We start from the raw sequence: 23256 nt of genomic DNA, 5'->3' as shown, positions 1-23256 counted from the left end.
GATATATTGTAATGGCTTGGGTTCTTGAAAAAATTACAGGAAGAGCCTAGCTATTTTTGGCTTTCGTCCAGGCGTCCTTCCCGCAGCGGTCACAGGTAGTTTTGGTAGTGGTCGCCAGGTTTCCGCAGTTGTTACACACAAAAACATCTTCTTCAATTTCTACGAGCAGGGATTGAATTCCTTCGTCGGCCGGAGGCAAAAGCGAGAGCCCGGCCTTGGGCTTGGCGGCGTCGCCTTTATCGTACTTGTAGATGCTAAATAGCCCGCAGGCTTCCAGGTACACCCGTTCTACTTCGGCCAGGTTAAAAATAGCTTTGTTTCGAAGCACGGCGTAGAGCTGCTGCTTGGAGATTTTGGCTTTCTCCATTTCCTCCATCTGCATTCTTCCATCCTTGATCAACACGCTTACTTCTCCTTGTAGCAGGCTTTCTACCTTGCTGCTCTTGACGGCCCAAAAATTGACGCCCCGTTGAAAAATAAAGGCACAAAGCAGTACCAGTAAACCCTGCAACATGCCTTTATCCGGGATCTGCATGGGCGGGGCAATGATGGCCCCCAGGGTAATCATGACGGCCATTTCCATGATGGTTAGCTGGCCACTCATGCGCTTGCCCATAAACCGCATGACCACAATTAAGATCACGTAAAAGATAAGTGAGCGAAAAAAAACTTCGATCATAAATTCCGCCGGAGCCTCGCCAAAAAGAATCCGTCGCCAGTCGCCTAAATAAATGAGTTGTTTCTCCATATCTTTCTACACCTACTCATACAGGTACTTAATCACGGTTATACAGCCAAGTCCACTCCTGAAGTTGCTTTTCGCCAGCCGTCGTAAGCTGCCCCGGCCGCAGCCGCCAGGCCCAGTTGGCCTCGGTGGACGCCGGGATGTTCATGCGGGCCGTTTCGTCCAGCCCCAGCACGTCCTGGATGGGCAAAATGGCTATTTTGGCTACCGAAGCGTAGGCCAGTCGGGCCATTACCCGGTGTACATCCTCCTCACTCACCGAGTGCCCCACGTACAGCTCCAGCCGTCGGCGGGTCGCTTCGTCGGCTTCCTGGCGGTACCAGCCGCGCGTGGTGTTGTTGTCGTGGGTACCCGTGTAAGCAATGAAGTTATAGCTGTACTGGTGCGGGATGTACTCGTTACGCGGCATGTTGTCGGAAAAAGCAAAGTGAAGTACCTTCATACCGGGCAGGTTGAATTGGTCCCGCAGCCGCAGCACGGCGGCATCAATGTCCCCCAGGTCTTCGGCCACAAAGGGTAGCTCGCCCAGCTCGGCCTGTACGGCCTCGAAGAAGTCGGCCCCCGGACCAGGTACCCAAAGCCCGTTCACGGCGGTTTCTTCCCCGCCCGGTACCTCCCAGTAGGCCGCAAAGCCACGGAAATGGTCCAGACGCACGAGGTCAAAGAGCTCCATGTTTCGTTTGAGGCGGTCGACCCACCAGGCGTAGCCCTGCTCTTTAAGTACCTCCCACTGGTACACGGGCATTCCCCACAGCTGACCGGTGGTGCTAAAAGCATCGGGAGGTACCCCCGCAATGCCCGTTAGCTTCCCGTCTTCGTCGAGGTGAAAGAGATCCCGATCGGCCCACACGTCGGCAGAGTCGTAACTCACGTAAATGGGCAAGTCGCCCAGGAGCTCAATGGATTTGTCGTTGCAGTAGGCCCGGAGGTCTTTCCATTGCTTGATAAAAACATACTGTTGCCATTTTACTTCCCGAACCTTATCGGCCTCCTGGCGGGCCAGCTCTTCGAGGGCCTTGGGGTCACGTAGCTTCAAGGCCTCGGGCCACTCAAACCACGCTTGGCCCTGGTGTTGTTCTTTCAGGACCATGTACAGGGCAAAGTCATGCAGCCAGCTGGCATTTTGCTCACAAAAAGCCTCAAAGGAGTGGTCGGTGGAGGTACCTTGGGCCGTTTTGTAGGCAACGTAAGCCTTCCGAAGCAGCTCGCCTTTCACCCGTTCTACGTCGGCATAGTTGGTTTGACCGGTCTGCGGCAGGTGGTACTTGGATAGCTCGTTTTTGGGAAGCAGCCCTTCCCTGGCCAGTAGCTCCGGGCTGATCAACAAAGGATTTCCGGCGCGGCTCGAGGTAGCGCTATAGGGCGAGTGGCCCTGCTTGGCCTCGGTGGGGTTTAGGGGCAGTAGCTGCCAGTAACGCTGGTTCCCGCGCTGCAAAAATTGGGCAAAAGCCCGGGCTTCGGGCCCCAGATCACCGATACCGAAGGGAGACGCCAGTGAGCTGATGTGCAGCAAAATTCCGGCGCTACGCACGTTATCCGCTTGTTTTCCCTTGAGGACAGCAAAGGGTAGTTGCTCAAAAAGAGACTGCACCGGGATCTCCCCCGCGTAGGTAGCTTTGCCATCCAGCATAAGTAGCTCCCACTCCTCGGAGGTACCTTCCGGCAGCAGGATTCGGGTGTCCTTCCAGTTTAGGTCAAGCAGCTCACGGCCCTGCTCTTCCACCAGTCGGGCTGTGTGGAGCGGCAACGCAACGAGGTACCAATGCCGGTGGTACTTGCGCGCAAAGGCTATCACGTGCTCCTGATATGCCCCCTTCACCTCCAGGGGCAGGTACTCACCCTGAGCAAAAACATCCGGTTGCTGACGACGCAAGGCAAAGAGCTGTTGGGTAAGCCACAGCTTGATGCGCCCGTCGTGGCGGTGCTGCCACAGCTCCCGGGCCGGATTTTCCTCCGCTTCGAGCAGCTCATCGAGCCACTGTTGTCGCTTGGCGTAGTCGACCGCCCGGCGGTTGTCAGGATCAACCAGGCTCAAATCCCACAGCTCACAGCCCTGGTATACGTCTGGGGTACCGGGGGCCGTAAATTTAAGAAGTACCTGGCCCAGGGAGTTCACGATGCCGTAGTCCGCCACTTTTTGGTGAAAGTCCTGAAAACTCTTCCAGAAGGGCCTGCTTTGATCCAGCAGCCCGCTCGCAAAGGCTTTGGTAGCGGCTTCGTACTCTTCGTCGGGCTCGGTCCAGTTGGAATTCAGCTTGGCTTCGCGCATCGCTTTCTGAAGGTACTCCTCCAGCCGATTGGCAAAATCATCCTCATCTTCGCCCGGCATGGGGTAGGCCCCCACCAAGGTCTGGTAGATGAAGTACTCCTCGTTGGCGTCGGGGCCCACGTCATCCTTCAAAACCTGATTCATTTCCTGCCACTCCTCTACCTTCGCCATCCATGCTTCGGGTAGTTCGGTGAGTACGTTCAGGCGTGCGCGCACGTCCTCGCCGCGCTTGGTATCGTGGGTCGAGGTGGCATTAAGCGAAAGCGGCCATTGCTCCTGCCGCGCCCGCATGAGCTGATGGAACTCATCGATGGTACAGCCAAAGGACTCGGGCGAATCGCCTACTTCGTTGTGCCCAATGAAACGGTGGTAGGTATACATGAGTGTATCTTCTACCCCCTTGGCCATCAGCGGGCCCGTAAACTGCATACAACGCTGGTAAAAGTGCAGCGTGCGTTCGTTTCGTTCTTGATTGCCTTCATGGGGCTTCCGGAGTAGTACATCCTCCAGCAAGCCTACTGCCTGGCGAAGCTCGGGGTCGTAACGCCGCACCCGGTTGATGATTTGCTGCACGGCCGCGGCTTCCTCGTCTTGCAACGGATACTGATTGCCGTAGTAGCGATACACCGGACATTGGATCAGAAACTCGCCGATGGCGTTTTTCATGTCCTCTTTATGGATCGAGGCGAAAATCCGTTTATCAATTAGGTTTAATTTGATAAAGAGCTGGTACAGATTCTCCAGCTCTCCGGCCATGCTTTCGTAGAGGATATAGGCCTTCTTTTCGCGCTGCAACGTGGCGGGTGAGCTGGTATCGCCCACGAGCTGGTGGTAAAAGTCCGTGAAAGCTTCTTCACTTGCTTTGTAGGTAAAAAGGTTATTCACCTGACCCAGAAAATCGTAGCCGGTGTTTCCCTGAATCGGCCAGGCCGTGGGCAGTACCTCGCCCGCTTCCAGAATTTTTTCTACCACCAGGTAAGCTTCCTCACCGGCCAGCTCCCGGAGCTGTTCCAAGTACCTCGAAGGGTCGTAGAGTCCGTCGATGTGGTCCACCCGAAGCCCTTGAAAAAGACCCGCGTCGATTAGCGTTTTGATGAGCGCGTGGTAATGCTGAAATACTTCGTCATCCTGAATATTGAGGCAAATCAGTCCATTAACCGTAAAAAAGCGTCTGAAATTGATCTGGTTGTCGGTTTCCTGCCAGTTGCAGAGGCGATAGCACTGCTCGTCGGCCAGCTGCTCGAGGAGCCCGGCGCTGGCGTTTACGTCGGCCAGGCGTTTTTGGAGGTACTTTTTGGTACTTTCAGCCTTCATCAGCGCGGCCAGTTGCATACGGAGCTCATCCCAGGCAGCCGAGTAACTTTTGGCGTCTTCGATATGATTCAGCTGGTCCAGCTGCTCCAAGATCTGCTGCACGGCCTCGTTGGGCTTATCCTCCTTCGACACCAGCAGGCTAGCGTACGAATTGGGATGCAAGGGGTAGTTCGTATCGAAATAACTAAAGACGAGCCGGTCGCCGTCGTAGGCCACTTTTAGTTCACCCGCTTCGATGACCTCCTCCAGTGGGGCGCCCAGGAAGGGTACCATGATACTTCCCTGGTAGAGTGGGCTGTTCCAGGCTATGTCAAAAAACGGCGCGTACTCCGACTGTTCGCCTTTTTCGAGCACGTCCATCAGCCAGGGGTTGCTCGGGTCGAAGGCCATGTGGTTGGGGACGATGTCCTGTAACCAGCCAATTCCTTGCTCTTTAAGTACCTCGCTGAGCGCCGTCAGCTGCTCCTGATCGCCGAGTTCTGGGTCGATCTCGTGGGGATTTACGGCATCGTAGCCGTGGGTACTTCCCGGGGTCGACTCCAGAATGGGCGACGCGTATACGGTACTGATGCCCAGCTTTTGCAGATACGGGATGATTTTCTCGAAATCCGCAAATGAGAATTCTTTATGAAACTGAATGCGGTATGTCGCGCCGGGATTATACATAGTGGTTGGTGCAGATTAGGAGTGATTGTGCTTGTACGGTAACGCTACTGCCCGCGAGCAGCTGGTCGTTAGGCTGCTCCGGCCCGCCCCAGGGCGTCTCTGCCGAATACAGTAATTTCCGCCAGGAGGTTTCCTCCGTGGGCAGGGCCATTGTCTGGGGTTGATCCGAGAAATTCAGCAGGCAAAGTGCCCGCTGCCCGGCGTCCCAGCGCCGAAGTTCCAGGGTTTGCTGGGCTTTGTTCGCTTCGGCCGAAAGTTGCTCGCGGCTGAGGCACCGCAGGGCGGGTTGCTCTTTTCGTAGCCTGATGAGCTGTTGGTAGTAGCGAAACATGGTCTGGTGCGGCTCTTGCCCCAACAGCTCCCATTGCAGTTTGGAATCCTGGTAGGTAGTTTCGGCCACCGGGTCGGGGGCTTCTCCTTCGAGGTGAAAAGCCGCAAACTCAGCCTTCCGTCCCTTGCGCACTGCCTCTACCAGCTCCGGGTCGGTATGGCTCACAAAGTACAGGAATGGATGGGGTTCGCTCCATTCTTCCCCCATAAAAAGCATGGGTAGGTACGGGCTCAATAGTACGGCCCCCGCCACGAGCTTTTGCATCTCGAAGCTTAGCAACTGGCTCGTTCGCTCGCCCAACATGCGGTTACCGATGTGGTCATGATTCTGAGAAAATACCACAAACTGCTGACCCAGGGTACTTTCTACTTTAGTTCCAAAAAAGCGCTTTCGATGAGCCGAGAACTGACCATCATATACGTAAGTATCATTGTAGGCTTTGGCCAAGTGCTCGATCCCGTTAAAATCAGCGTAGTAGCCGTTGCGCTCCTCGCCCGAGGTAACGCGTAGGGCGTGGTGAAACTCATCCACCCACTGCGCATCCATGCCGTAACCGCCCCGCTCGACGGGGGCAATGTAGCGGTTATCGTTCAGGTCCATTTCCACGATCAGGTAGTGCTTTCGGCCGGTTTCCGCCATCAGCTGATCCACGTACTTCCGGATATCTTTGAGGATATGTACAGGCCCAAAATCTTTGATGGCGTGTACGGCGTCCATACGCAGGGCGTCGATATGAAAATCCCGAAACCACATCAGCACGTTCTCGATGAAGTAGCGCCGTACGCCGTCGCACCAGGCGTCGTCAAAATTAACCGCGCCGCCCCAAGGGGTATGGTATTTATCGGTAAAATACTTGCCGTATTCACCCAGGTAGTTGCCTTCCGGGCCCAGGTGGTTGTAGACTACGTCCAGCACCACGGCGATGCCTTTTTCGTGGCAACGATTGACCAACTGCTGCAACCCCGCCGCCCCGCCGTACGAGTACTGCACCGCGTAAGGAAACACGCCGTCGTAGCCCCAGTTGCGGCTGCCGGGAAACTGCGCCACCGGCATGAGCTCGATGGCCGTCACGCCCAGCTCGAGGAGGTAGTCCAGCTTTTGCTCCAAGGCCTCAAAGGTACCTTCGGGAGTAAAAGTACCCGTATGGAGTTCGTACAGCAGGTACTCTTCTAGGGGGTAGTTGGCCCAGGACTGGTCGGTCCAGGAGAAAGCCTTCAAATCAAACGCTTGCGAAGGGCCATGCACGCCTTCAGGCTGGGACAAAGAGGCCGGATCGGGCCTTTGTTCCTTGCCATCAACAGCAAAGTGGTACGGATCGCCCGGCTTTAGTGCACTCGTGACTAGTTCCCAATACCCGTATTCGGCTTTTGCCAAGGGGAGTGTATGTCTGGCACTCAGCAGCTCTACCTTTTTGGCCTCAGGCGCCCACACGCTCACTTCCGCTTCACCCTTATCGTTGAAGTTTACTCCTATTGTTCTACCGCTTGTGGTTATCGAAATCATTTTTCTTTTTGTGTATGATGGGATATTTGAGTACCACGATGGATCGACTGTCTACCCGAATGGTGTCGTGGGGTTTGAACGTTTGGCCTTTTTCATCGATGCATGCTTCACTCGTATCCAGGATCTTCATCCAAAAATCACCGTATTTCCGGCCCGGAAGTACGTAATCCAAGGGTTCGTAATGGGCATTAAAAATAATATAGAAATTGTCGTCCGTAAGTTTCTCGCCGTGCGGCTCCACGCAGCGGATGCCCCTTCCGTTCAGGAAAACGGCCAGGGACTTGGCGTAGTCGTGGTTCCAGGCTTCGTCGGGCATTTCGATACCTTCCGGCAAAAACCAAGCTATATCTTCCAGGCCGATCCCTTTGATGGGCTGCCCCTGAAACCAGCGGCGACGGCGGAATGTCGGGTGGTCGCGGCGCAGATCAATCAATTTTTTGGTATACGCCAGGAGTTCCTGATCCAGGTTTTCCCAGTCAACCCAAGAAACCTCGTTGTCCTGGCAGTAGGCGTTGTTGTTGCCCCCCTGCGTACGGCCAAACTCATCGCCCGCCAGCAACATAGGTACCCCCTGCGACAAAAATAAGGTAGTCAGGAAGTTTCGCTTCTGCTTGTCGCGCAGGGCGATGATCTCCCGGTCGTCGGTAGGGCCTTCTACGCCGCAGTTCCAGGAGCGGTTATGGCTCTCGCCGTCGCGGTTATCTTCGCCGTTGGCTAGGTTGTGCTTTTCATTGTACGACACCAGGTCGTGAAGCGTAAAGCCGTCATGGGCCGTCACGAAGTTGACACTGGCGGTCGGTTGGCGGTAGTCTTCCTTGTAGAGGTCCGAGCTGCCGGTAAAGCGCTCCGCAAACTCGGCCAGTATGCTGTCCGCCCCGCGCCAGTAGTCGCGCACGCAGTCGCGGTACTTGCCGTTCCACTCGGCCCAGCCGGGCGGAAATTTCCCTACCTGGTAGCCCCCTTCCCCCACATCCCAGGGCTCCGCAATGAGCTTGGTTTGTGAAATGACGGGATCTTGATGAATGATGTCAAAAAAGGCGCTGAGGCGATCGACTTCGTGCAGTTCACGGGCCAGCGTCGACGCCAGATCGAAGCGGAAGCCATCCACGTGCATTTCCTGAATCCAGTAGCGCAGGCTGTCCATGATGAGTCGGAGTACGTTAGGCAGCTGGGCGTTGAGGGTGTTACCCGTACCGGTGTAGTCCATAAAATAGCGCTTGTCTTCGGTATGGCGGTAGTAGGTGGCGTTGTCAATCCCCCGAAACGAGAGCGTAGGCCCCATGTGGTTGCCCTCGGCCGTGTGATTATACACCACATCCATGATCACTTCAATGCCCGCCCGGTGCAGTTCCTTTACCATTTGCTTAAATTCATTGACCTGCTCCCCTAGCCCGCCACTGCTCGAGTAGCGCACATCGGGCGCAAAAAAGCCAATGGTGTTGTAGCCCCAGTAGTTGGTTAGCCCTTTTTCGATCAGGTGCCGATCTGCCACGAAGTGGTGAGTGGGCATCAGCTCAACGGCCGTAATACCGAGTTCTTTGAAGTAGTTGATCGTGACAGGATGCGCAATGGCCGCGTAGGTACCTCGGATCTCCTCCGGAATATCGGGATGTAGCTGGGTGAATCCCTTGACGTGCATCTCGTAAATGATGGACTTGTGGTAAGGAATCCGTGGCAATTCGTCCCCTTCCCAATCGAAATGATGATCTATCACCACAGCTTTGGGAATAAATGGTGCACTGTCGATATCGCTATAGCTCAGGTCTTCCTCGGGGCTCCCGATTTCGTAGCCAAAGAGCGAATCGTGCCACTGGATGGTACCTGCGATGGCCTTGGCGTAGGGGTCGATGAGTAGCTTGTTGGGATTGAACCGATTACAGCAGATGGGATCGTAGGCGCCATACACCCGGTATCCGTACAGCTGCCCCGGCTTGAGGCCAGGTACGTAGACATGCCAAACGTAGTGAGACACTTCCCGAATTCGGATGCGGGCGGATTCGGTGGTAGACTCCGGCGAATCAAATAAGCAGAGCTCTACGCCCACCGCATTTTCCGAGTACAGGGCAAAATTAACCCCTTCTCCGTCCCAGGTGGCTCCCAAGGGGTAGGGATCGCCCGGATATACCGTGGTACTTACGTGATTGGAAGGCTTTATAGTTTTGTTTCTGATCGTTTTTTCCATAGGTTCATTGAAAGCCAATTTTTACTTTTAAATCGGCAGAATTACCTGATCACTTAAAAAACATTCATGCCAGAAGGAGTTTTTCCGAAGGGACCTTCTAGCCACAGCCGAAGTAGAGCCCACGAAAAAATAGGCCATAGCAGAAGATTTGGGTAGAAATCCAGCCCGACTGACTACCCCCACGCGGGTAGTCAGGGGTACTTTATAAAAAGCAGGACGAAGCCGTAAAGAAGAAAGTACCTATCCTAGGCTAGAAAGGTACTTGGGCCTAGTAGGAAAGAGAAAGGACGGCAGGTTGAAAGGTACTTTGTGAAGCCAATACCCGTAAGGGTACTTTAGCGCCGTGAGGTACTTGGGCAGGCGGTTACTTCCCGTTTTCCGGCTGCTTACCGGCTAGCTTGCGCATTTGCTGAAGCGCTTCCTGGCGTGACATTCGTTTGGTATCGCTGCGGGCCGCCTCGATGGAGTCTTTGGTAAGGCGTCCTTTAAAAAAATTCAGGATGGCTAAAAACATGGTTTTTTTTGATTAAAAAATGATGAAAGAAAAGCCGCTTCTGGGCTACAAGTACCTCGTAAAGATACGTACTTAAACCTAAACGGTTGTTGGCCTTCCAAGGTAGGGCTAATTTCACATAATCTTAATAGCCTGTCTGCTAAAAAATACGGTATTAGTGCTGATGTTTGTACCGATTATTCCTTTCCCCCTCGCTATGTCTCGCTCCTTTATTACTCAATGCCTGTTGGCCGTCGTGGGTTTATGGGTACTTCATACTACCCCTCTCTGCGCCCAGGCTAACAAAACCTACCCGGCCAGCCCTTTCCCGGATCGCGTCATTTTGGGTTGGAAGGGGGACCCCGCCCGCTCGCAGGCCGTCAACTGGCGCACGGACGTTTCCGTAACCCAAGCCGTGGCGGCCATTCACGAAGCCGATCCCTCGCCCGACTTCGTGCCCCGTGCCCGCCTGGTACCCGCTACCACCGAGGCCGTCACGATTGAGGGTACGTCCGTAAAGTACCATTGGGTCAATTTCACGGGCCTCACGCCAGGTACCCAGTACGTGTACCGCGTCGGCGACGGCGAGCACTGGAGCGAGTGGTTTCACTTCACCACGGCCCAGGAAAAACCCGCCCCGGTGTCGTTCCTGTACTTTGGCGACGCCCAAAACGACCTCCGTTCGCTCTGGTCGCGGGCCGTTCGGGGAGCCTACTCTACCCTGCCCCAGGCCAACCTCATGATCCACGCCGGCGACCTCATCAACAATTCCAATACCGACTACCAGTGGGGCGAGTGGTTTGAGGCCGGGGGCTGGGTCAACGGCATGGTACCTAGCCTGACCACGCCCGGTAACCACGAGTACTTCAAGGATACCGACGGCGAACGACGGGTTTCGATGCACTGGCGCCCCTCCTTTGCCCTACCCGAAAACGGCCCCAAGCGCCTGCTCGAAACGGCCTACTACCTCGACTACCAGGGCATTCGGTTCATTTCGCTCGACTCCCAGGGTGCCCTGCTGGACTCGCTGGTGCTCGAAGAGCAGGCGCAGTGGCTGCTGCAAACGTTGAAGAATAACCCCAACCGCTGGACCATCGTGATCCACCACCACCCCATTTACTCCACCAAAAATGGCCGCGACAACGACGAGTGGCGCGCCCGCATGGAGCCCATTTACCGCAACAACAAGGTGGATCTGGTACTTCAGGGCCACGACCACACCTACGGCCGCGGCCTGAACATGCCCCTGGGCCAAAGCCGCAAAGTACCCGACGGCCCCGTATACGTGGTGTCGGTGAGTGGACCCAAAATGTACGACATCGGCTTGCAGGACTGGATGGACCGGGCCGCTTCCAACACCCAGCTGTACCAAACGGTGCACGTTGACGAAAATAAACTGGCCTACAAAGCCTTCACCGTCACGGGGGCTTTGTACGATTCCTTTGAATTGGTGAAAGATAAAAAAGGCAAAAATACGCTGGTGGACCTGGCGGCTGGCCTGGCGCAGGAAGAGCGGCTCGAGTTGCCCGAAAGGCTGCTGAAAAGCTTCAAGGCGGAAGACCTGGAACAATACAACCTGCGCTTCCAGCAGTACAAAGCCCGGAAAAGTACTTCCAAAAAATAAAGGGACCTACTTGTGCTCGCGCGGCTCGTAGATCAGCCGCAGAAAGGTACTTAAGCGGTGGTTTTGCCGGTTCAGCGGGATGCCCGTCACGATACCAATCAGTAGGTTTTCGGAAATGCCGACCCGCATCTGCGGTCGCATTACCATGTCAAAATTGTGGTGCTCGAGCTCTTTGTTAAATTCAATCCCGATGAAGTTGCGCGTGCCGGGTACCATGTAGTGAAAGTTGGTATTGATTTGCCATTCCGTATGGACGGTGCGCTCCTTAAACTGGTGGCGGTAATGGGGGCCCGCGTACACCAGCGTGTGGAAGCGATTGCCCCAGCGCTTGGCGGCCACAAAAAACGGATTGTAGACGTTGCCGCTAAAAAAGGTACCTTCTCCGTACTGTTTAAAAACGGGCAGCGTCAATTCGTTGATGTATCCCACGGCCAGGGACGTTTTCCATTTTTCCGAAACAAAAAAGGACCACTGGATCGCCGTCTTGATGCCGTCCAGCTTACTGGCTGGAGCCTGGGTGTTGGTATCGCCGTAGCGCGTGGAATAAAACGTAAAAGGGAGCTCTACTTCCAGCCCCAGCCGGTTGGCAGGTGCCCACTCGTATTCGATCAGCGCTTCGTACCGATCAAACTGCTGGTTGTCCGTCAGGCCCATACCCACGTTCCATTCGCGCTCGCCCTTCCGGGCCCCCAGGTCACGGATCAAATCAATGTAGAGCGGCTCGGCGTGAAGTACCTTGTCGGGGGTGCGGCTGTTCTCTACTTCTTCCACAAAAAGGCTGTCAAGTACCTCTTTTTCCACCCCTTCCGAGCCGGGAACAATCTGGGCCCAAACCGAACCTACGGCCCACACACTTAGAAAAACGACTTGTACTATTTTAACCATAACAACACCATCCATTTTCGGCAAAGGTAGTTCCAAAACCCTGCGAAGGCAATTTATGTTATTTTTTTGACCAAATAAGCTTCCATTAAATGGTACTAAGAAGACTAAAGTACCCCCGTTGGCCTCAGCATTCGTCGGTCTGACAACGCTCCTGGTTGGTTTCCGGCTCCAGCGTAGCGTGCTGAATATTGAGGTGCTCCAGGTCGTGCCGAAGCCGGGCTTTGAGCTGCACAAAGGACGCCATCTGGTAGCCATCCTCCACCACCAGATGGGCCGTCAAAGCATTTTGGGTGGTGCTGATGGCCCACACGTGCAGGTGGTGTACTTCCCGGATTTCGGGGTAGTGCTGCAGGGCTTCTTTCACCTTGGCCAGGTCAATGCCGTGGGGTACTCCGTCCAGCGAAAGTACCAGGCTGTCGCGCAGCAAGCCCCAGGTAGAAAAGAAAATGACCACCACAATCGCCAGGCTCACGGCCGTATCCAGCCAGTAGTAGTGGGTATACGTAATAACCACCCCCGCCACCAACACGCCCAGCGACACCAGGGCGTCGGCGGCCATGTGCAGATAGGCTCCTTTGATGTTCAGGTCTTTGTCTTTATCCTTGAAAAATAAAAAAGCCGTCAGGCTATTGATCACAATGCCAATCCCGGCTACGAGGGCTACCGAACCACCGGCCACCTCGCGGGGGTACTTGAGCCGCTCCAGGCTCTCCCAGGCAATGACACCAATGGCCATGAGCAAAATGACGGCGTTCAGGAGCGACACCAGCACGGTGGTTTTGCGGTAGCCGTAGGTGAAAGTACTAGTGGGGGGTACTTTGGCCAGTTTGTAAGCCAGCAGTGCCAGCACCAGGCTGGCTACGTCGCTGAGGTTATGGCCAGCGTCGGAGATCAGCGCCAGGGAGTTGTACCAGTAGCCCGCGCCAAACTCCACCAGTACAAAAATACTGTTCAGGCCAATCCCCACTAGAAAGGCCCGGTTGAGGTGGGTGAGCGTGGGCGCGTGCGAATGGCCGTGGTGATGGTGGTGGTGTTCCAAGGGGTACTTCGGGTTTAGAAAAACGCGGATTGCTCTTTTAACAAAAATAGACTATTTCCGTTTACTCTCCCTTCCTTTTTTGTAACCAATAAACACCGTGCTCGAAAAAGCCCATTCACGAAAACTACCTCCGCCGCGCTGCCGTAATTAACCTGAATTCCCTACCTTTGGGCCTTCCTAATGCCATTCCGTATGTCAAAACACAGCAAGACCTTCCGCCTGGTTGCCTCTATACTACTTACCCTACTGCCCATCATTCTTTTTTTTGTCTATTTCCAAACTTATAAAGTAAACTACCCCCAGCACGAAGAGCACTACTTTACTTCCTTCATGGTGCACTGGCCCACGATGTCCTGGGACGATCGCATTACGGGGCTTTTTGCGCAGGGATTTGGCCACCGCTATCCCTACGCCCGGCTGATTTCCCTGTTTTCTACCTGGTTGCACGGCGGCGAGCTCGACTACACCCACACCATGGTGGGCGGCATCCTTTATTTCCTGGCGTTCTACGCGCTCTTTTTGTACTTATTTTACAAAAACCGCATTCCGCTGCTGTACGCCACACCCCTCCTTTTCCTGCTTTTTCAACCCCAGCTCCGGGTGTACGTTTTTTGGGCGCTTACCAATCAACTCTACCTCCCTTCGCTGTTTTTTTCGATGCTGGCCGTATGGCTCGTCACGCGCGACGGCTGGTGGCGTATTCCCCTGGCCGTGATTTTTCAGTGGATCGCCGTGGGTGGTTTTTCCAGCGGGTTGTTTGGCTACGGAGCCGTGGGGCTGGTGCTGCTCATCCGCCGGAAGTACCTTCCGCTGCTCATCTGGACGGGCATTGCCGTACTCACGGCCGCCTTGTATTTCCGAAACTACATGCATCCCGGCTGGGGATTGCCCGCTCCTGACCCCACGGTGACGCCCCCGCCCTACTGGCTCCAGGCCATCTACTTTGCTATTTATACGGGTAGTTTGTTTGTGTATAAAAACTTTTTACTGAACATCGACACCTTCCGGCAGCCCATTTTCTGGGTACCTTTGCTCAGCGGTGTTCTGGCCTGGGTACTCATTGCCCTCGGCCTGGGCAAAAGTACCCGCGCCATTCGCTCGGGGGCTCGTGAGCGTATGCGGCGCTACCCTTCTTCGATGCCCCCTCCGCCGGTTCACTACCGGGTGGCGCTGTTTTTCGTAGGTACCGCCGCCCTGCTGCTGGTGACCTGCTACCTCATCGTGGTGGCCCGCACCAGCTCGGCCGTGGGCGGCCAGGTACTTTCCGACCGGCTCAAAATATACCCCGTCATTGTGCTTGGCCTGGCGTACCTGGGTGCTTTTATGGTTTTCAATACCGCCCGCAGCCGTACGATTATTTTTTCGGTAGCCCTACCGCTTTCGGTCCTGGCCTGGCTGGGCAGCTACTACTTCCAGCTGGGTGATACGCAGTACGACACCCGCCTCCGGCAGGCGCACCTCTTTAACTACGGCAGCAACGAAAACAGCTACCTGGGCGACTACGGAATCTGGGGCGGACGGACGCAGCAGTTTAACTACCGAAACATGAAGGAGGCGGAGCGAATTGGGCTCTACCAGATTAAGTACCTGCCCTACCTCCAAAACGCCACGCCCGGCCCGCTGGCCGAAGTACCTCCCGTCGAAACCCGCTACGACAGTACTTCCAACTCATTCACGTTCAGCCTGCCCGGCTTCCGGCCCGAGCAGCAAGAGCAGCGCCACTACTACCTGCTGCTCAAGAACGACAACTACCAGTTTGTGTTTCCCATGCAGGCGCCCGTCAACTCGCTGACCAATTTCGTAAAAACCGGAAGGTACCTCTACGGTGATCTGCTGTTTAGCGTCCAGGCCGTAACGCTGCCCGCCCAAACCTTCCAGCTAGGTACCCTCTACTACGACGGCGCTAACCCGCGCTACCGGATGCAGCGCGACAGCCTGCGGGTACCCGAATGGACCGGCGATCGCTGGTAGTTTGAGGAGGGCAACAGTATAATCGCTAGCAAAGGTACTTTGCCTCAAAAACCTACCTTTACCAACCATGCTGGCGCCCTTTACGACTTCGGCTTTTAAGAAAGAACTCCTCCGTATCCTGGACTACTGGGAAACCTACGCCCCCGACACCCAGCGGGGGGGCTTTCACGGGCGGGTATCGTACGAAAACAAGCCCGTGCCGGACGCCCCGCGCTCGGTGGTGGTGACGGCCCGCATCCTGTGGACCTTCTCGATGGCCAACCGGCTGCTCCACAAGCGCAGGTACCTGGCCCACGCCCAAAGTGCCTACAACTACCTCGAAAGGTACTTCCTGGACCGCGGGCAGGGCGGCGTCTACTGGTCGGTCACAGCCGACGGCCAGCCGCTGGACGCCCGCAAGCAGATCTACGGACAATCGTTTGCGATCTACGGCCTCAGCGAGTACTACCGGGCCACCAAGTACCCTCCGGCCCTGGCGCTGGCAAAGGGTCTTTTTGAAAAAATTGAAAAACACGCCTACGACCCCGAACGCCAGGGGTACCTGGAGGCCTTCGCGCCCGACTGGTCCGAAACCGACGACCTGATCCTGAGCAAGAAGCCGTGGGTCAAGAGCATGAATACCCACCTGCACCTGATCGAGGCCTATACCAACCTGTACCGGGTGTGGCCGACAGACCTGCTGCGCCAGCGAATTACGTCCATGCTGGACGCCATCCTGACGCACATCGTGCGGGCCGACTCGCACCGGATGCAGCTTTTCTTTACCAAAAACTGGGAGCCCAAAGACGACATTATCTCCTACGGCCACGACATCGAGGCCTCCTGGCTGCTGTACGAAACCGCCGAGGTACTTCATGACCCCACCCTACTGGCCCGCCTGCGGGAGCGCGCCGTCCGGATGGCCGAAGCCGCCGCCACCGGCCTGGGAGCCGACGGCGCCCTGCACTACGAGTACGACCCCGCCACCCAGCACACCAACACCGACCGCAGCTGGTGGGTACTGGCCGAGCAAATGGTGGGGTTCTACAACGCCTACCAGCTGTCCGGCCAGGCGCACTTCCGCGACAAAGCCGAAGGTACCTGGCGATACATTCAGGAAAAATTCGTGGATAATGAAAAAGGGGAATGGTACGGTACAGTGAAGGAAGACGGCACCCCGCTCAAAAACGACAAGATTCATTTCTGGAAAGGCCCCTACCACAACGCCCGCGCCTGCGCCGAAATGTGGCACCGGCTGGGTCGAAAATAAGTTTTTTTTGCAAAACGAAGAACAAAAGAAAAGGGGCGGTGATGGCCGCCCCTCTCTGCTAGTTATTTCCGTTGTAGAATGCAAAAAGCTGCACCAGATCGTCCTGGTTTTTGAAGTCGGGTTGGTGGTTTTTGAGGTAGTTCGAAACCTCTTTTTCCCGGTCTTTCATCAGCTGAAGTACCGCTTTCTTGCTTGGGCTCCACTTTTCGGCCTGGCCGTTGTGAGCCACGTACCAGTCCGTCTCGACGCTGAATCGATGGTCTTTTTCGCCCACGCCCACGGCCGCGTTGTAGGTAGGTTTTTGTACCCGCACGCGGTAGTTTTGCAGCAGCATCAGTTTCCCGTCGGCCAGTACTTCGTAAAAACCCTTGGGAGTCTTGTCGGACGGGTAGTTCTCGACGTTGACCAGCCGGATGGGCTGCCCGTTTCTTTGCACCGAAAAGTACTTGATCCGATTTCCCGGAATCGCTTTCACGTCTTTATAGGTATCCAGCAGCACTTCTACTTCGTTGCTGTACACGTTGTAGCGCATCGCAAGGCCGCCCAGGCTATCCTGCGGGGTACCTCCCACCGCCGGAATGGGCTGGATTAATTTGACGTACCCCCGCGCCCACACCGTATCCAGGTAAACTTCCCCCACTACGGTACCCGCCTTTACCGGCGGCCCCCAAAAGCTGCTATAGCCCGGATTCATGCTTCCCGTCGTGAGGGTATTGATCCGGTCGCGGGTATTGTCGTTTATTTCAATCTGGGCCGTCGCTTCCGTCGCCACGAGCAGCACCAGTACGCTCAGTATCTTTTTCATGGTATGAATCATTTCGTTCTCCAAAGTACCTTGTACACATCCAAGTACCCCTAGCGCCCGCCGGGCGGACAGTGTTCCTTGAGGTACTTGGTAAATAACGTGGCCAAATGCCGGGAAGTACCTTCACCTTCGTAAATTCCGTGCGAGCGGTTGGGGTAAGCCATGAACTGAAACTGCCGGTTGTGCTTCACGAGCTCGTTGACGAGCATCTCGGCGTTTTGGTAGTGTACGTTGTCGTCGCCCGTGCCGTGGATGTACAGCAGGTTCCCGACCAGGTTTTTGGCGTAAGTAATGGGCGATCCTTTGATAAAATCCTCGCGGTTTTCCTGCGGCACGCCCATGTACCTTTCCTGGTAGATATTATCGTAGGTGAGCTGGTTGGCTACGGCCGCTACGGCAATGCCCGTTTGGAAGAGCTGAGGGTACTGAAAAAGCAGATTCAACGTCGACGACCCGCCGCCGCTCCAGCCGTGCACCGCCACCCGGCTGGTGTCGATGTATGGGAAGCGCGCAAACATTTCCTTGGCCCCCATGGCCAGGTCGCGGATGTTGATGGTACCGATGTTGCGGTAGATGGCCTTGCGCCAGGCGCTGCCCTTGGGTGAAGGCGTCCCGCGGTTGTCTACGGAAGCGTATATGTAGCCGTCGGCGGCCATGTCGCCCACGTACAGGCGGTTGCGGCCCGTGCCGTAGCTGTCGCGCACGGTACTTGAGGCGGGCTCGCCGTACACCGAAAATACGATGGGGTACTTTTTGGCGGGGTCGAAGTTCTTGGGTTTCACCATCCAGGCGTCGGCTTCGATGCCGTCGGCGGTTTTTACTTTAAAAAACTCGATGCCGAAGTCGGAGGTACCTTGCGGGGTCGTCAGCGTTTTGCTCACGCCCGCGTTGGGGTCCAGCGAGGCGTGGTTGCTCAGGCTGATCCACTCCGTGATGGGCATGGTGCGGGCGTTGGAGAAGCGATGCCGCGCGTATTTGCCGCCCGGCGAAACGTCATAGCTGTGGGTACCTGCCTGCTCGGCCGGGCTCACGCGCACGGCCTTACCCTTGCCGTCCAGGGGTACTTTGTAGAGGTAAGCCTGCGTGGCGTTGTCGGGCGAGGCCATGAAGTAGTACGTATTGCTTTTCTCGTCGATCAGCACGGGCCGGATCACGTCGTAATTCCCCGCCGTAATGAGCGTTTCCTTCTTGCCGTCGCGGCTCACGCGGTAGGTGTGCCGCCAGCCGTCTTTCTCGCTCACCCACACAAACTCCTTGCCGCCGTTGAGCCAGTCCCAGCCTTCGGGACCGTTGGCCCAGCGGCTCTGGATGTCGATCCAGGCGTTGTCCATTTCGGAGTAGAAGGGCTGAGCTTTGCCCGTTTTTACGTTGACGTACAGCAGGGTACTTTCGTTCTGCTTGCGGTTGAGCTGCTGCACTACCAGCTCGTTGGCGTTGCCAGCCCACTCCATGCGGGGTACGTAGGTATTCTGCGGGTCGCCGGGGATGCTCATCCATTGGGTTTTGGCCGTGGCGATGTCCACCACTCCGATGCGGTAGGGCGAGGGCGTCTCACCCACTTTGGGGTACTCTACGGGTACATTATAAGCGTAGATGGAGTCGGTGGTATTGATCATGAGGAAATTCCGGATCTTGGTGGCGTCGAGCTGCCAGTAGGCCACGGCCTTGCTGTCGGGGCTCCACCGGAAGCCGTCGCGGCAGTCGAACTCCTCCTCGTAGGCCCAGTCGAAGGTACCGTTGATCACCCGCGCGGTGCCGTCGGTGGTGAGGGGCTTGATCTGGTTGGTTTTCAGGTCCTCCACGTACACGTTGTGCGCACTCACGTAGGCTACCTGGGTGCCGTCGGGCGAGAATTTGGCAAACATCAGCGACGCTTCGGGCAGGCTCTTGCCCAGCTTGGTGAGGGCGTTGGTAGTGCGGTTCAGGACCCAGTAGTCGCCCCGGGTGTCGTAGCGCCACACGCGGCGCGTATTGGTGTAGATCAGCACCAGGTTGCTGTTTTCGGACAGCGTGTAGCTGCGTACCTCCAGGGGCTTGGAGGTACCTTGCGGCGTCAGCTGCTGGCGCGACACCAGTACTTGCTGGCTGCGGTCGGGTAGTTTCACCTCCACGATTTCACCCTGCTGGGCGTCGCGGTAGCCACTGCCGTCGGGCAGCCATTGGAAGGTAGGGGGGATTTGGGCCAGGAGTGGCGTGAGGGTCAGCCACAGTACCCACACAAGCAGTACTCGTTTCATAGGTTTGTTAATGGAATTCGTTGGGTTTAAACTTCGTCCGCGTTCGGACCCGGTGCCGGTACTTGGCCAAACGCAAAGTACCTTTCACGCAAATATAAACGCGGACTGCCTTTCGGGGCTGAAAATAGTCATTTTTCGCGGGATGTTGACGAGAAGTTCATGAGCTGCCCAGAGCGGGCGGCTGTGCTAGAGGGGTACTTTGGGTTGTTTGGAGTGACGGAGGGTACTTTGAGTGCTGCTAAGCGTAGTTTACGGCTGGGCGGCACTCCGTTGGACATTATCCGCTACGTCTGTGCGTCTTAGGTCTCCAACCGAGGCTAGTGCTCGCCAACTGGTACTTCGGTCACAGACCGCGTGACACCAGGGCGTAGCGGAGTACCGCCTAACGAGGGTTTCCTCCCAAAGTAGGGAACCGATAGTTATTACTCCTCCTTTAAAGTTCATAGTAGATTTACGGTCATTTAGGCTTACAGGTACGATAAAGCATTGGCGATGTGGCGATCGTTACTACCTGTTGTTTGTTCAAGGCTATCTTAATCTTCAGGTTCAGCATTTTCCTGTTCTTCGATGTTGTCTATAGTGTAAACAATCTCTATAGGATCTTTTTGTTCCTCTCTATAGAAATTGTGTATTCCAACCATATAGGCTACTATAATTGCCCATGCTTTTCTTTTGAGGTATAAGGCAACTTGATTGTATGTTGGCCTAGTGCTAGGTTGCAAATGATATAAGGCAATTAAAATAATAATTCCCTGAACTATCAAGATTAGAACATTCCACTCTTCTTTTGTGATCAAAACAATTTGATTAATTAGAACAAGAACAGAATATATATAAAGCCCCCACTTTTTCGTTCGCCATAATCCTACCATACAAATTAAATTCACGGTTGTTACAAAACCTGCGTATGAAGGAAACCAGGAACCTATTTGCCTCGCAAATTCTGAGAAAATCATAGGAATAGATAATCCAACTCCAATGAATCCAAAAACACATATGACAGTAATTGCCGTTGGTCTTTTTATTATTCCGTTGTTTGGCTGATTTAAACTCTCTATCTGGTTCATAATCTATTATTTATAGTCTCTTTGCACTTATACATGCCAGCGGTTTTGGTATTGACGAAGGCGGGAATGTTTAGCAGTATAGTTCAATCGAAGGGCAAAAATTGAACGTTGCTGAAATGTCCAATCGAAGCCATTAATTCCCACTTTGGTAATTCCTTATTAGCTGAAGCCTTTCTTGTAAATTATTTTGGCAGATGTGCTATTAACTCAACTTCTAATTTAGCTTTTGGCATATACAATCTTTGTATCTGAACCCAAGTAGCTGCGGGAAAATCATTGCCATAAAATTTCTTTCTGACGTAATTAAATTTTTTCATTTCTTCAATATCTGTTGTATATAGATTTTCTTTCACAACATTGGCAAAGGTTGCTCCAAAACTTGCTAATGAAGCTTTTAAATCGTTATAAACTGATGTAATTCCTTCCGGAGTAATATCATTTGTTACAGCACCTGAAATATAAAGGACATTATCAATTTTTAAAACTTGACAATAACCCGCAATTGTATCTTGTTTTATATTGTTGTTATTCCAATGCCATTTTTCTTTTTTAACTTTTTTTTCTTGGGAAAAAGTATTAGAAAAAAATAATAAAAACGGAAGTAGGATAATGTATTTCATATTCATTTAATTTAATCGTAATATTTGTAAAAGATTTTAGCTAACTCTTAAATATACGAAAGATAACACGATGCTTCCTGTCGCAATAAACAATACTCAAATGTTATCCGTAGGAGATAGAAAAATGCCGCCAGGGCTAACGATAAGCCAAGCCAGTAATCCGGCAAGTGGCGTAGCCAGTAGCTTTCTGCTTTTAAACTCATTCTTTTGCTCTTCCAGCGTCCTGATTGGATGGGTAATTTGCAAACCTGTTTTTGAATGTCTTACAACGGTTTGGCGCTTGGCGCAGTGGCGGAAATCGAAGCACAAATGTTCAGTTTTGCACAAGAGTTCAATCGAAGAACTATCGTTGAATTTAGCACTGAACCCGCCATTTTGCCAAACTGCTGTTATGTGCCATTATTTTATCTCGTCTTTAAGTTTGTCAATATATATTTTGGGCGTTTTACCAGCAAACAGTCCGTCAACAGTAAATTCTTCAATTAAACCAAGTCCATAGTCAACGGCTGGCTCAACGAACGGTTTTATTACCCCACCAACAACCGCACCTACTTGTCCAGCAATTAACATTCCTAATCCAGATGTCGCTCCATACATAAAAGTGTTTTTTATTATTTTTCCTTTTGTGGTATTAAAAAATGATTTGGCTTCTTTTATTTCAGCTAGATAGGCTTCTGTAACTTCATTTGAATTAGCATTTTCACCTACTTCATTTATCCATTTTCTAAAATATTTTGCCGTTTTAAGATGTCGCAATTTAAAAATATCATCAACCTCAAATTGATTATTTAAAAATATTTGTCTTAAATCTGGTGTGTTTTCAATTTTTAGTATTTCTGATACATTAGAGCTTATATTGTACGCTTTTCCAATATTTTCAAAACTCTTTTCTGCAATTTCAAATTCTCCGTAGTTGTTATAGCTTTTAAAACCATTTTTTGAAATAATACCTGCTTCAAGTATTGAATTTGCCAAGTCTAAAAGTTTTCGTCTTTCTTCAATGTCTAAATCTTGTGGGTCTTTTAAAAAAGGTAACCCGAGGTGTTCTAAATGGTTTTGTTGATAGGAATTTAAAATAAAATCTGTCGTATCAACTCCAATTTTCATATTATCTGTTGACAAATATGATTTTGCGATTTTATCAATTAGTTTGTTTCTTCTTTTTTTATCAATTTCAAATCGACTTAAAGCTCTAAAAGCATTTTTTTCGGGGTCAAGCTCAGCGTCACCTAAAACTCCACCAACTATTGGAGGTTGTGAATAAATAACACTTTCGTCAATACTTCCGTCTTCTTTTTGATGTCCAGTTCCTGTTACAATTATTGCTGACTTTATACTAAATTTTATATAACCACTTCTTATTAATCTTTCAACTGTTTCAAGTCCAAGTCTTGAAATTAAAAATGTTAATGAAAAGTTGTCTTTATCCGTGCTTATTACAATGCAATCGAACAAAAGTAGTTGCTCAAAAAAAGTTGCGAATATTTGTTGTTCCTGTTCTTTTGTGAATTTTGGATGATAACCCAAAATAGAGGAATTACAAATAGAGTTGTTGTATAATATATTCATTAAATTCTTGTCTTGTTAAACGGTTTTGTCTGTCTATAATGGCACATAACTCGTAAATATACGCAAGTTTTGCAGTACTTTTTGTATTTATTTGTACTATAACTATAAAATATTGAATTTTACGTGCCGTACTTATTTTATTGAGTAAGCTAATAGGATCAAAGAAAATTAGGTGTTAGACATCCCTATCAAGTTTAGATAAGTCATTCTCTTCAAATTCAGATAAGTCATTCTCTTTTCGCCTTTGCTGCACAAGATAGTTCTATTTTTTAGGAATTTATGGCTTGCCCAAGTACCCTCCGCTCGCTTCCCCAAAAGAAAATGAAGGTACCCTATCCCAAAATAATGACACAGCGTTTTCTCCCACAGGGTACCTTAAAAGCTCAGCGTGAGTTGCTTGCCTTCGTAGGGGTGGGTGTCTTCCAGGTTGGAGAGCGACACGCCCAGCCGCCGCACGGGCCGCGGCAGAGGGGAGTTCTCTTCCAGCAGCTCGTAGGCAATACCTTGCTCAAAAAAGGTACCCTCCCGAATGGGCAGCAGCGCCGAGCGGCTGCGAGTCAGGATTTGGAAGTCGTTCAACTTAACAGTGATGATGCGGCTAATAATAAAATTGGTTTACATTTTGTAAGTGTTCAGGATGTACTGGATGAGGCTTCACTGAGGGGATACTTCCGTTCTTTGAAGTGT

17 protein-coding genes are annotated in these 23256 nt (G+C 52.8%); 4 read left to right on the top strand and 13 right to left on the bottom strand.

Annotated elements, in window-relative coordinates; genetic code table 11:
- Positions 1-46: 46 nt before the first annotated feature.
- The 5 genes from HNQ92_RS23325 to HNQ92_RS23305 all read right to left on the bottom strand — a co-directional run bounded on the left by HNQ92_RS23325 (position 47) and on the right by HNQ92_RS23305 (position 9524).
- Positions 47-748 carry a DUF421 domain-containing protein gene (locus HNQ92_RS23325; RefSeq protein ID WP_184177932.1) on the bottom strand — a complete coding sequence of 234 codons (702 nt, stop codon included), beginning with the start codon at positions 746-748 and terminating at the stop codon, positions 47-49.
- Between the two features lie 28 nt (positions 749-776).
- Positions 777-4994, bottom strand: coding sequence for a malto-oligosyltrehalose synthase (gene treY, locus HNQ92_RS23320; RefSeq protein ID WP_184177930.1), 4218 nt, complete (start codon positions 4992-4994; stop codon positions 777-779).
- Complete coding sequence (gene treZ / locus HNQ92_RS23315; RefSeq protein ID WP_184177928.1) at positions 4987-6828, bottom strand: malto-oligosyltrehalose trehalohydrolase; 1842 nt, start codon at positions 6826-6828, stop codon at positions 4987-4989. The genes treY and treZ overlap by 8 nt, the downstream gene beginning before the upstream one ends.
- The gene (glgX, locus tag HNQ92_RS23310; protein ID WP_184177926.1) at positions 6803-9010 is read right to left on the bottom strand and encodes a glycogen debranching protein GlgX; all 2208 of its coding nucleotides are present in this window, start codon (positions 9008-9010) and stop codon (positions 6803-6805) included. Before glgX ends, treZ begins: the two co-directional genes overlap by 26 nt.
- A gap of 364 nt (positions 9011-9374) precedes the next feature.
- Positions 9375-9524, bottom strand: coding sequence for a hypothetical protein (locus HNQ92_RS23305; RefSeq protein WP_184177924.1), 150 nt, complete (start codon positions 9522-9524; stop codon positions 9375-9377).
- 196 nt (positions 9525-9720) lie between these two features.
- On the opposite strand from HNQ92_RS23305, the gene HNQ92_RS23300 reads away from it, so the two are divergent.
- On the top strand, positions 9721-11127 hold the full coding sequence (locus HNQ92_RS23300; protein WP_184177922.1) for a purple acid phosphatase family protein: 1407 nt from the start codon (positions 9721-9723) through the stop codon (positions 11125-11127).
- Between the two features lie 6 nt (positions 11128-11133).
- On the opposite strand, the gene HNQ92_RS23295 is transcribed toward HNQ92_RS23300, so the two are convergent.
- Together HNQ92_RS23295 and HNQ92_RS23290 are read right to left on the bottom strand one after the other, a co-directional pair.
- A complete protein-coding gene (locus tag HNQ92_RS23295) occupies positions 11134-12027 on the bottom strand; it encodes an HAEPLYID family protein (protein ID WP_246440717.1) in 894 nt (297 codons plus the stop codon).
- A gap of 109 nt (positions 12028-12136) precedes the next feature.
- The gene (locus HNQ92_RS23290; RefSeq protein ID WP_184177918.1) at positions 12137-13051 is read right to left on the bottom strand and encodes a cation diffusion facilitator family transporter; all 915 of its coding nucleotides are present in this window, start codon (positions 13049-13051) and stop codon (positions 12137-12139) included.
- A gap of 192 nt (positions 13052-13243) precedes the next feature.
- On the opposite strand from HNQ92_RS23290, the gene HNQ92_RS23285 reads away from it, so the two are divergent.
- On the top strand, positions 13244-15022 hold the full coding sequence (locus HNQ92_RS23285; RefSeq protein ID WP_184177916.1) for a hypothetical protein: 1779 nt from the start codon (positions 13244-13246) through the stop codon (positions 15020-15022).
- A 67-nt stretch (positions 15023-15089) separates the two neighbouring features.
- On the top strand, positions 15090-16271 hold the full coding sequence (locus tag HNQ92_RS23280) for an AGE family epimerase/isomerase (protein WP_184177914.1): 1182 nt from the start codon (positions 15090-15092) through the stop codon (positions 16269-16271).
- A 58-nt stretch (positions 16272-16329) separates the two neighbouring features.
- On the opposite strand, the gene HNQ92_RS23275 is transcribed toward HNQ92_RS23280, so the two are convergent.
- Both HNQ92_RS23275 and HNQ92_RS23270 read right to left on the bottom strand, forming a co-directional pair.
- The gene (locus HNQ92_RS23275; RefSeq protein ID WP_184177912.1) at positions 16330-17076 is read right to left on the bottom strand and encodes a hypothetical protein; all 747 of its coding nucleotides are present in this window, start codon (positions 17074-17076) and stop codon (positions 16330-16332) included.
- A gap of 50 nt (positions 17077-17126) precedes the next feature.
- Positions 17127-19313, bottom strand: coding sequence for a S9 family peptidase (locus tag HNQ92_RS23270; protein ID WP_184177910.1), 2187 nt, complete (start codon positions 19311-19313; stop codon positions 17127-17129).
- A 159-nt stretch (positions 19314-19472) separates the two neighbouring features.
- On the opposite strand from HNQ92_RS23270, the gene HNQ92_RS23265 reads away from it, so the two are divergent.
- Complete coding sequence (locus tag HNQ92_RS23265; protein WP_184177908.1) at positions 19473-19616, top strand: hypothetical protein; 144 nt, start codon at positions 19473-19475, stop codon at positions 19614-19616.
- 230 nt (positions 19617-19846) lie between these two features.
- Here the strand turns inward: HNQ92_RS23265 and HNQ92_RS23260 are convergent, their stop codons facing one another.
- The 4 genes from HNQ92_RS23260 to HNQ92_RS23245 form a co-directional block, all read right to left on the bottom strand.
- Positions 19847-20380 (bottom strand): hypothetical protein, encoded by a 534-nt coding sequence (locus tag HNQ92_RS23260; protein WP_184177906.1) that lies wholly within the window; start codon positions 20378-20380, stop codon positions 19847-19849.
- Between the two features lie 182 nt (positions 20381-20562).
- Positions 20563-21000, bottom strand: coding sequence for a RidA family protein (locus HNQ92_RS23255; protein ID WP_184177903.1), 438 nt, complete (start codon positions 20998-21000; stop codon positions 20563-20565).
- A gap of 399 nt (positions 21001-21399) precedes the next feature.
- Positions 21400-22569, bottom strand: coding sequence for a hypothetical protein (locus HNQ92_RS23250; RefSeq protein WP_184177901.1), 1170 nt, complete (start codon positions 22567-22569; stop codon positions 21400-21402).
- 375 nt (positions 22570-22944) lie between these two features.
- Positions 22945-23160, bottom strand: coding sequence for a DinB/UmuC family translesion DNA polymerase (locus HNQ92_RS23245; RefSeq protein ID WP_484573252.1), 216 nt, complete (start codon positions 23158-23160; stop codon positions 22945-22947).
- Positions 23161-23256 lie beyond the last annotated feature (96 nt).

It is taken from the genome of Rhabdobacter roseus, assembly GCF_014202275.1.
Lineage (GTDB): Bacteria > Bacteroidota > Bacteroidia > Cytophagales > Spirosomataceae > Rhabdobacter > Rhabdobacter roseus.
This window is presented reverse-complemented; position numbering and strand designations above follow the sequence as displayed.